At 64.5% G+C, this 9,459-nt stretch carries 11 protein-coding genes; 7 read left to right on the top strand and 4 right to left on the bottom strand.

Annotated elements, in window-relative coordinates:
• The first annotated feature begins 360 nt into the window (after nt 1-360).
• From rpmH to KT882_RS30600, 6 genes are all read left to right on the top strand, one after another.
• Nucleotides 361-495 carry a 50S ribosomal protein L34 gene (gene rpmH, locus KT882_RS30625; RefSeq protein ID WP_082551811.1) on the top strand — a complete coding sequence of 45 codons (135 nt, stop codon included), beginning with the start codon at nt 361-363 and terminating at the stop codon, nt 493-495.
• Nucleotides 496-519: 24 nt separating this feature from the next.
• Nucleotides 520-930 (top strand): ribonuclease P protein component, encoded by a 411-nt coding sequence (gene rnpA / locus KT882_RS30620; protein WP_161075246.1) that lies wholly within the window; start codon nt 520-522, stop codon nt 928-930.
• A gap of 10 nt (nt 931-940) precedes the next feature.
• Complete coding sequence (yidD, locus tag KT882_RS30615) at nt 941-1,189, top strand: membrane protein insertion efficiency factor YidD (RefSeq protein ID WP_161075247.1); 249 nt, start codon at nt 941-943, stop codon at nt 1,187-1,189.
• Between the two features lie 11 nt (nt 1,190-1,200).
• Nucleotides 1,201-2,883: a membrane protein insertase YidC gene (gene yidC / locus KT882_RS30610; protein ID WP_228894059.1), complete on the top strand. Its 1,683-nt coding sequence runs from the start codon at nt 1,201-1,203 to the stop codon at nt 2,881-2,883.
• A 67-nt stretch (nt 2,884-2,950) separates the two neighbouring features.
• Complete coding sequence (gene mnmE, locus KT882_RS30605; protein ID WP_161075249.1) at nt 2,951-4,330, top strand: tRNA uridine-5-carboxymethylaminomethyl(34) synthesis GTPase MnmE; 1,380 nt, start codon at nt 2,951-2,953, stop codon at nt 4,328-4,330.
• 255 nt (nt 4,331-4,585) lie between these two features.
• Nucleotides 4,586-4,780 (top strand): hypothetical protein, encoded by a 195-nt coding sequence (locus tag KT882_RS30600; RefSeq protein WP_161075250.1) that lies wholly within the window; start codon nt 4,586-4,588, stop codon nt 4,778-4,780.
• Here KT882_RS30600 and KT882_RS30595 read toward each other — a convergent pair.
• Nucleotides 4,770-5,390, bottom strand: coding sequence for an Hpt domain-containing protein (locus KT882_RS30595; protein WP_161075251.1), 621 nt, complete (start codon nt 5,388-5,390; stop codon nt 4,770-4,772). The two genes, KT882_RS30600 and KT882_RS30595, sit on opposite strands and share 11 nt — an antisense overlap.
• Before the next feature lie 73 nt (nt 5,391-5,463).
• Nucleotides 5,464-6,426: a CAP domain-containing protein gene (locus KT882_RS30590; protein WP_228894058.1), complete on the bottom strand. Its 963-nt coding sequence runs from the start codon at nt 6,424-6,426 to the stop codon at nt 5,464-5,466.
• Between the two features lie 146 nt (nt 6,427-6,572).
• On the opposite strand from KT882_RS30590, the gene pssA reads away from it, so the two are divergent.
• The gene (pssA, locus tag KT882_RS30585; protein WP_161075253.1) at nt 6,573-7,355 is read left to right on the top strand and encodes a CDP-diacylglycerol--serine O-phosphatidyltransferase; all 783 of its coding nucleotides are present in this window, start codon (nt 6,573-6,575) and stop codon (nt 7,353-7,355) included.
• 41 nt (nt 7,356-7,396) lie between these two features.
• Here pssA and KT882_RS30580 read toward each other — a convergent pair whose 3' ends face one another.
• Nucleotides 7,397-8,284: an aldo/keto reductase gene (locus KT882_RS30580; protein ID WP_228894057.1), complete on the bottom strand. Its 888-nt coding sequence runs from the start codon at nt 8,282-8,284 to the stop codon at nt 7,397-7,399.
• A complete protein-coding gene (locus KT882_RS30575; RefSeq protein WP_161075255.1) occupies nt 8,284-9,432 on the bottom strand; it encodes a D-alanyl-D-alanine carboxypeptidase family protein in 1,149 nt (382 codons plus the stop codon). The genes KT882_RS30580 and KT882_RS30575 overlap by 1 nt, the downstream gene beginning before the upstream one ends.
• Nucleotides 9,433-9,459 lie beyond the last annotated feature (27 nt).

The following is a 9,459-nucleotide window of genomic DNA, read 5'->3' as shown; positions in this document are numbered from 1 at the left end:
TAATCGTCTATCTGTAAGGGTGCGCAAGGGCGCTTATGCGCTGCGCGTAACACGCTATTCTAACCCCGAAGTCCGAAGTTATCCACAGGCATGACGCGAATTTTTGCATGCGGGCGGCCGCCGGCGGCGGCAAAAGGCTGAGCCGGAGGTTGACAAGCGGGGGTGAAATGCTGATAATTCAGGGTTCCCCGCCCGTATGCCGTGTTTAAACCACAATATGGAGTAAGCGTGGATTAAAGCGGGCGATGAGATGGACCCAGCTGTGCCGGACGGCATAGGTGCGCGAAATGTCATTGGCACCAATAAAGACGGGACGTTTTTCCCGATTTTGTATTTTTTTGCTTTTTCAGCGAGACCAACATGAAACGTACTTACCAACCTTCCGTTGTACGCCGTAAGCGTACCCACGGCTTCCGCGCACGTATGGCTACCCGTGGTGGCCGCGCAGTTCTGAATGCACGCCGCGGCAAAGGCCGCAAGCGTCTGGCTGTATAAGCCATCCGCTTGTTAGCTGATCGCGTGGAAAGCTGTACTTCAAACGGCTCGACAGGCGAAGGTTCACACGACTTCGCACGCGCTCGGCGCATCGTTAAAACGGATGAATTTTCATCCGTTTTTCGTTTGCGCCCTGCACAAAAGAGTGCGCACTTCGTGCTGTACACCCGACCCAACCAGTTGCCGCATGCGCGGCTGGGCGTCGTGGTGGCCAAGCGTTTTGCGCCGCGCGCCGTCACGCGCAACACCATCAAACGCGTCACCCGCGAACTGTTCCGCGTGACCGGCCTGCCTGCTATCGACTGCGTGGTGCGCTTGTCCCGCCCGGTCAACAGCAAGGACGGCCCGGCCACCACGGCCCAGCTCAAGGCGGAACTGCGCCAGGAGCTTACGCGCCTGTTCGCATCGCAGAACAAGGCCCGGCCCGCCAAATGAGCACGCTGCCATGAGCAAACTGCTGACCCTGCTGCTGCGCTTTTACCAGCTGGCCATCAGTCCCATGCTGGGGCCGCGTTGCCGTTTCTATCCCAGCTGCTCGAATTACGCCCTGGAAGCGCTGCGCGTCCACGGCGCCGCGCGCGGCAGCTGGCTGGCGGCGCGCCGCGTTTGCCGCTGCCATCCCTGGAATGCGGGCGGGCTTGATCCCGTCCCAGCCAAGAATTCCTCGACCGCTTGCGGTTGCAACCACACCTGATAAATACCGTAATGGATATCAATAAACGTACCATTTTGTGGATCGTGTTCGCCGTCTCGCTGGTCATCCTGTGGAATAACTGGATGGTCTCGACCGGCAAGCCGTCGATGTTCGCGCCGGCGCCGCCGGCCGCATCCGCTTCGGCCAAGGCCGTCGTGCCCGCTTCGGCGCAAGCCGTGGCCGCCGCGGCCGCCGCCGCCCAGCCGGGCGCAGCGGAAGGCGCCGCGCCGTTCAAGCGCGAGACCATCACCATCACCACCGACGTGGTGAAAGCCGACATCGACACCCTGGGCGGCGAACTGGTGCGCCTGGAGCTGCTCAAGCACCACGACAAGATCGACGCCAAGAAGAACCAGGTGCTGTTCCAGAAGGGCGGCAAGAACACCTATCTGGCGCAGACCGGCCTGGTCGGCGTAGCGGGCGCGCCCAACCACACCACCGGCTTCACCGCCAAGCCGGGCGTGCGCGCGCTGGCCGACGGCAACCAGGTGCAACTGGTGCTGGAAGCGGAGCAGGGCGGCGTCAAGCTGGTGAAGACCTTCACCTTCAAGCGCGGCGACTACACCGTCGACGTGCGCCACGACGTCACCAACACCGGCGCCGCGCCGATTGCGCCTGAGCTGTACCTGCAGCTGGTCCACGACGGCAACAAGCCGGAAGGCGACACCTGGTTCAACAGCAGCTTCACCGGCCCGACCATGTACACGGCGGCCGACAAGTACAAGAAGCTGACCTTCGAAGGCATCGAGAAGCACGACGCCAAGCAGAAGGAAAACCCGTCCGTGAAACTGGATGCCGGCCACGCCGAGAAAGCCGACAACGGCTGGGTTGCCATTTCGCAGCACTTCTTCGTGTCGGCCTTCGTGCCGCAGGACAAGCTGGCGCGCGACATCTTCACCAAGAAGATCGACACCAATACCTACGCCATCGGCGTGGTGCAGCCGCTGGGTACGCTGGCGCCGGGCGCCACCATCTCCAACAGCGCCAAGCTGTACTCGGGCCCGCAGGACGAGAAAGCGCTGGAAAAAGTCTCGCCCGGCCTGGACCTGGTGAAAGACTACGGCATGCTGACCATCCTGGCCAAGCCGATGTACTGGGTCATGGAACAGCTGTTCGCCATCCTGCACAACTGGGGCTGGACCATTATCGTCTTCACCATCCTGATCAAGCTGCTGTTCTTCCCGCTGTCGGCCGCCGGCTACCGCAGCATGGCGCGCATGAAGGTGGTCACGCCTAAAATGACCGCCATCCGCGAGCGCCACAAAGGCGATCCGCAGAAGATGAACCAGGCCATGATGGAGCTGTACAAGACCGAAAAGATCAACCCGCTGGGCGGCTGCCTGCCTATCCTGGTGCAGATGCCGGTCTTTATCGCCCTGTACTGGGTGCTGAACGCCTCGGTGGAAATGCGCGGCGCGCCGTGGGTGGGCTGGATTACCGACCTGACCCAGCCGGATCCATGGTTCATCCTGCCGGTGCTGTACGCGATTTCCATGTACATCACCACCAAGCTGAACCCGGCGCCAGCCGATCCGATGCAAGCGAAAATGATGCTGTTCATGCCGCTGGCCTTCTCGGTGATGTTCTTCTTCTTCCCGTCCGGCCTGGTGCTGTACTGGGTGGTGAACAACGTGCTGTCGATCTGCCAACAGTACCTGATCACCAAAAAATTCGCGCCTGCCGAAGCAAAATAAGGCCAGGCTAGCAAGCTGTACCAAAGGCCCGTGCCATGCACGGGCTTTTTTTTACTACAATCACCCCATGAAACTCGACACTTCCCCTATCGCCGCCATCGCCACCGCCCCTGGCCGCGGCGGCATCGGCGTGGTACGCGCCTCCGGCAAGAACCTGTCCGGCCTGATCGAAGCCCTGTTCGGCGCCACGGCGTTGCAGCCGCGCCACGCCACCTACATCCCCTTCAAGCAGGCCGACGGCACGGTGATAGACCAGGGCATCGCCATCCACTTCAAGGGACCGCATTCCTACACCGGCGAGGACGTGCTCGAGCTGCAGGGCCACGGCGGCCCCGTGGTGCTGCAGATGCTGCTGGCGCGCGTGCTGGAGGCCGGCCAGCCCTTCGGCCTGCGCCTGGCCGAGCCCGGCGAATTCACGCGCCGCGCCTACCTGAACGACAAGCTGGACCTGGCGCAAGCCGAAGCCGTGGCCGACCTGATCGACGCCTCCACCGAGGCGGCCGCCAAGTCCGCCTCGCAGTCGCTGTCCGGCGCGTTCTCGAAAACCATCCATGCGCTGGTCGAACGGGTCACGAATCTGCGCATGCTGGTGGAAGCCACGCTGGACTTCCCGGAAGAAGAAATCGACTTCCTGGAAAAATCCGACGCGCGCGGCCAGCTCAGCGGCATCGTGGAAGCGCTGGACACCGTGTTCCGCCAGGCCGCGCAGGGCGCGCTGCTGCGCGAAGGCCTGAACGTGGTGCTGGTGGGCCAGCCCAACGTGGGCAAGTCCTCGCTGCTGAACGCGCTGGCCGGCTCCGACGTGGCCATCGTCACGCCCATCGCCGGCACCACGCGCGACAAGGTCAGCGAGACTATCCAGATCGAAGGCATCCCGCTCAACATCATCGACACCGCCGGCATCCGCCGCAAGGACGAGGACGTGGACGTGGTCGAGCGCATCGGCATCGAGCGCACCTGGGGCGAAGTGGAAAAGGCCGACGTCATCCTGCACCTGCTGGACGCCGACCACGGCCCCTCGCGCGCGGACGAAGCCATCGTCGCCAACTTCCCGGCCGGCGTGCCGGTGCTGCGCATCTGGAACAAGATCGACCTGTCCGGCCACAAGCCCGGCGTGGACGCGATGGAGGACGCCACCCATGTTTATCTGTCGGCGCACGAGCACCTCGGCATCGACCTGCTGCGCGCCGAGCTGCTGCGCATCGCCGGCTGGCAGCAGACCGGCGAATCGCTCTACCTGGCGCGCGAACGCCACCTGATCGCGCTCAAGTCGGCCGGCCAGCACCTGGGCCTGGCGGGCGAGCACGCCGCCGTCAGCGACCAGTCGCTGGACCTGTTCGCCGAAGAGCTGCGCCTGGCCCAGGCCCAGCTCTCCAGCATCACCGGCGCCTTCTCGTCGGACGACCTGCTGGGCGTAATCTTTGGACGCTTCTGTATCGGAAAATAACTTTACACGCTATCGCCACAAGCGTTTCCATTTAAAAATTTTTCCTCGCTCTGGGCACGTGGTTTTTTTGTGTTTTTGCGTGCGCCAGCGCACGTAAACCCGACAGTGGCGGCTCGGCAATCCTGCTATTATTGTTGCGCGCAGTGCCCGAAAGTGCGGCACAACAACCTGGTTGTTGATCCCGCTCATGCCGGGAAAGTTGCGCGCAAGTATGCTGGTTGTACGCCGTAAAGTGTTGCCTGGAAAGGGGATGCCGTGGAATCGTTACAGAACCAACTACCTGAGGAAGCGAGCGGCCTGCCGCCCGCCGCGCCGCCTGCCTACACCAGGCAAACGCTGCCGCCGAAAGGCTCGTGCTGGTATTGCGAAAAACCGCTCGACAGCGTGCGCCGCTTCTGCGGCAAGGAATGCCACGACGCCTTCGACGAAGAAGCCGAATTCACGCGCTGAGCGTGGCGTCAAAGCGCGCCAGCGCCGCCAGCGCCGCTTCAAAATCGAATTCGTGGGCCGCTGCGGCCACTTCCTGAAATACCGCGACTCCCAGACTGGCCGCCAGCACCGTGGCCGACTGTTCCAGCACATCGATCGCCTTGCCATTCCCCTCGTCCAGCAGCTGCGCCAGCCGTTCGACCAGCGCGCGCGTTGCCGCGTCCGCAGCTCCGGCGTCCGCCGCAGCGGAGGCGGACGCCGCAGAGGCGCAGGCTGCCGCGTCGGTGCCGTCCAGGTAGGCGGCTATCGCGCACAGCAGGCTGGACAACGCCGCCTGCAGCACGTCCAGCCCGGCGTGCGGCGCGGCGCCGGACGCCACCAGTCCCGCTTCCGTCACGCCCGCCAGATGGTGCAGCTCCTGCGCGCCTACCATGCCGGCCGCGCCTTTCAGGCTGTGCGCCTTGCGCTGCGCCGCGGCCAGTTCGCCGTCGGCCAGCAGCTGGCGCAGCTGCGCCACGGCCTGCTCGTGGTCCTTGCGGAAGCGCAGCAGTAGCTTGCGGTACAGGCTGGTGTCGCCCATAAGCCGTTCCAGCCCATCGCTGGTGTTGAGGATGTGCTGTGTCGCTGTCATCGCCCGTGCTGATTATGATGTCCAATACATCACAATAGCAGAGCTTGTGATAGTTGGTTTCTTGCAACAAGTTTTATTTAGTTGTAAAGGACCAGCTGCGGTTCGCCGTCACGCCGTCCACGGTGCCGGTGAAGCTCACATCGTAGACGGTGGCGGCCTTGAGCACGCTGAGCGGGATGATGGCAGCGGCCGCGAGCGGCGTTTCGCGGTCGGACAGGCGCGTCATCAGCCGCACGGGCAGGTCGGCGCCGCCGCGCGGGCGCACGGTGAAGGTCAGCACATTCACGGTGGCGGAATTGTCGCCCTGCACGCTGATGGGATAGCCCACTTCGTTCTGCTCCGGGACCGGGTCGGGCGACTCGGTGTCGCTGAAGAAATTGACCGGCACCCGCGTCTGGTTGGCGGACGGGTAGACCACCAGGTTGCCGCGCCCCACGCCCGCGCTGGTGCTGCCGCCGGTGCCGAACTCGGCCGTGAAGTAGGTATAGACGCTGCCGGTCGCGGCGCCGGTGCCCGTTTCGCGGAAGATGGGTTCCAGTATCAGGTAGCGGTGGTAGATGGCGCCGATCAGCTCCTCCGCATGGTAGAAGCCGGATTTGTCGGAGGCGGCGGAAATCACTTCCCCCACCAGGCCGCCGGAGCGGTAGCCGGCGCTGCGCAGGCGGTCCGACAGCGTGGCGCCGGTAAAGCCGGGCTGGCCGGCGGTCTGCGTGTGGCTGACGGTATTGTTCAGGCGCTGGTAATTGGAATGGCCCAGCGCCGAGGCGTCGATCAGGGCGTTGCGCGTCAGCGCCGGCAGGCCGGCCTGCTGGCGGCGGTAGTTGATCCAGTTGTAGCCGTCCAGCGCGGTGTCGCCGCTCAGGGTGGGCGCGCCGGGCTCCGTGGGCTGGGTGACGGTGGCCGGGGTAGCGGCGCTGTTGTTCGAGCCGCCCCCGCCGCCGCCGCAGGCGGCCAGCATGGCGGCCAGGGCTGCCGCCGCGATGGCCGCCGTGAGCGGGGCGGGCAGGAATGCTGTACTGGCGGTCGGATGTTTCATGGTGGCTCCCCTTGCAATCTTTTGATTCTAGGCGAAACGCCGCCGCGCTGACGCCACCGTGGCGCCGCGGATGTTGATGCATGTCAGAATATCGCTGCAAGCACGGTAAAATAGCCGTTTACGCAATCTAGCCAGGCACTTCCCACATGACCCCAACCAAGCAGCGCCTGCGGCGCGCCAAATTCGCCCTGCCCAGCTTTGTCACGCTGTTGTCGATCGCCTGCGGTTTCGGCAGCATCGTCATTTCAGTGGACAACGCCTATATCGGCAGCGCGCAGGACTACCAGATGGCTGCCGTGCTGCTGGTGCTGGCCGGGGTGTTCGACGCGCTGGACGGCTTCGTGGCGCGCGCCACCGGCACCAGCTCAGAGTTCGGCGTGCAGCTCGATTCGATTGCGGACGTGATGAATTTCGGCTGCGCGCCGGCGGTGCTGCTGTATTGCTACGGCTTCGTGCTGCTGGGCCATGAACACGGCACTTTGCTGCGCATGGGCGGCATCGCCAGTTTTATCTTTGTGGCCTGCGGCGCGCTGCGCCTGGCGCGCTTCAATGTGAACGTGGGCCGCACCGATCCGCGCTATTTCGTCGGCATGCCGATTACGGCGGGGGCGGCGTGCGTGGCGTCCGTGGTGGTGGCGTGGCCGGAACCGGCGCGCACGCTGCAGCACGCGGGCCTGGTGGTGGTGCTGCTGTTCGTGGTCGGCGGGCTGATGGTGTCCACCATCCGCTTCCCCAGCTCCAAGCAGAAGAAAAGCGTGGGTGCGCTGGTGGGGCTGGCGGTGTGCATAGGCTTGCTGGTGTGGCTGACCACGGGCTTCTTCGCGCTGTTCTTTGCCGTCTACGTGGCCTTCACGCTGGGCTTGAACCTGGCCTGGAAATACGGCTGGACAGGCATTGCGCCGCCAGCCGTTTATAACGACGGCGACTGAGCCTGGCGGGTTACGCGCTTCGCGCTAACCCGCCTTACTAGTCAGGCCACCTCGTGTCCCCGTGCCGCGCGCAGGATCTCGAACCACTGCTGGCGGCTGAGCGTGAACTGCGTGGCCTGCACCGCTTCCTGGATCGCCGCGATGCGCCCGGAGCCGGTCAGCGGCACCGGCTTGCACGGCAGCTGCATAATCCACGCGAACACCACCGACGCGAACGGCTGCCGCACTTCGTCCGCCACTTGCTGGATGCAGGCGCGCAGGCGCTCGCCGGCCGCGTCGCCGCCGCTGAACAGGCGTCCGCCGCCCAGCGGCGACCAGATCATCGGCGGCACGCCCAGGTCCTGCAGGCCGTCGAAGGTTTCGTCGAACATCGGCGCCAGGTGCAGCGGCGAAAACTCCACCTGGTTGGTGGCGAGGGGAATGCGCCGGTTCAGCGCCTCGAACTGGTGGCGGCTGAAGTTGGACACGCCGAAATGCCGCACCTTGCCTTCGGCGCGCAGGCGCGTGAAGGTGGCCGCCATCTCGTCGAAGTCCATTAGCGGGTCCGGGCGGTGTATCAGCAGCAGGTCCAGGTAATCGGTGCGCAGCGCGCGCAGCGACTGCTCCACCGAGGCGGTGATGTGCGCGGCCGTGGTGTCGTAATGCTGAATGGTGTGCTCGGGGCGGCTCGGCGAGAGCAGCTTGATGCCGCATTTGCTCACGATCTGCATCTGCCCGCGCAGCGCCGGCTTCAGCGCCAGCGCTTCGCCGAACAGCGCTTCCACGCCGTAGCCGCCATAGATGTCCGCATGGTCGAAGCTGCTCACGCCCAGTTCCAGGCATTGTTCGATAAAGGCCAGGCGCTGCTGCGGCGCCATATTCCATTCCGTCATGCGCCACATGCCCGCCACGATGCGCGACAGCTGCAATGCGTCTGCGCGCGCCGTCATCATTTCAGCCACAGGCGCACGGAGTCCCATGCGCGGCCGAAGATGGACGCTTGCGGCACGCCTTCCAGCGCCACCACCGGCAGTTCCAGCAGCGGCTTGCCGTCCACCACCATCTTCAGCGAGCCGACGCGGGTGTTCTCGGCGATAGGGGCCACCAGCGGGTCCTTGCGCTCGAGCACAGGCTTCATCTTGCCGGCCACGCCTTTCGGCACCGTCACCAGCACGTCCTGCGCAAAGCCGATCTTCAGCTTGTTCGACGAGCCTTTCCAGATTTCCGGCGTATCGATGGCTTGCCCCTTGCTGTACAGGCGTACCGTATCGAAGTTCTGGAAGCCCCAGTTCAGCAGCTTCTGGCTTTCGGCGGTGCGCGCGCCGTCGGAGGCGGTGCCCAGCACCACGGAAATCAGGCGGCGTTCGCCGAAGTTGCCGTTAGGGCGGTGCGCCGACGCGATCATGCAGTAGCCGGCCGCTTCGGTGTGGCCGGTTTTCATGCCGTCCACGGTCGGGTCCAGCCACAGCAGGCGGTTGCGGTTGGGCTGGGTGATCTTGTTGTAGGTGAAGCTCTTCACCGAGTCGATCTTGTAGAACTCGGGGTAGTCGGCGATCACGCGCTTGGCCAGCACCGACAGGTCTTGCGCGGTGGAATAGTTTTCCGGGCTGGGCAGGCCGTGCGGGTTGGCGAAGCGGGTCTGGGTCAGGCCCATGCGCTGCGCTTCGCGGTTCATCAGCGTGACGAAGGTGGCTTCGTCGCCGGCCACGGCCTCGGCCAGCGCCACGGCGGCGTCATTGCCGGACTGCACCATCAGGCCGTGCAGCAGGTCGTTGATGGACACCGGCACGGCAGGGTCGATAAACATCTTCGAGCTGCTCGAATCCACTTTCCAGGCGCGCACCGACACGTTCACCTTCTGGTTGATGTCGATCTTCTTGTCGCGCAGGGCCTGGAAGGTCAGGTAGGCCGTCATGATCTTGGTCAGCGAGGCCGGCTCGATGCGCATGTTCGGATCTTGCGAGGCGATGATCTGGCCGCTGGTCATGTCCAGCAGCAGCCAGGACTTGGCAGCGATGGTGGGCGCGGGCAGGGTCTGCGCCACGGCGGAGGTAATGAACAGCACGCTGGTAGCGAGTGCCGCGAGGTATTTTTTCATGGGTCTTAATGCAGTGGTGTTAAAAAC

It is taken from the genome of Pseudoduganella aquatica (genome assembly GCF_020865585.1).
Classification (GTDB): Bacteria; Pseudomonadota; Gammaproteobacteria; order Burkholderiales; family Burkholderiaceae_D; genus Rugamonas; species Rugamonas aquatica_A.
Note: the sequence above shows the minus strand (reverse complement) of the source record. Positions and strands in the feature narration are given on the sequence as shown.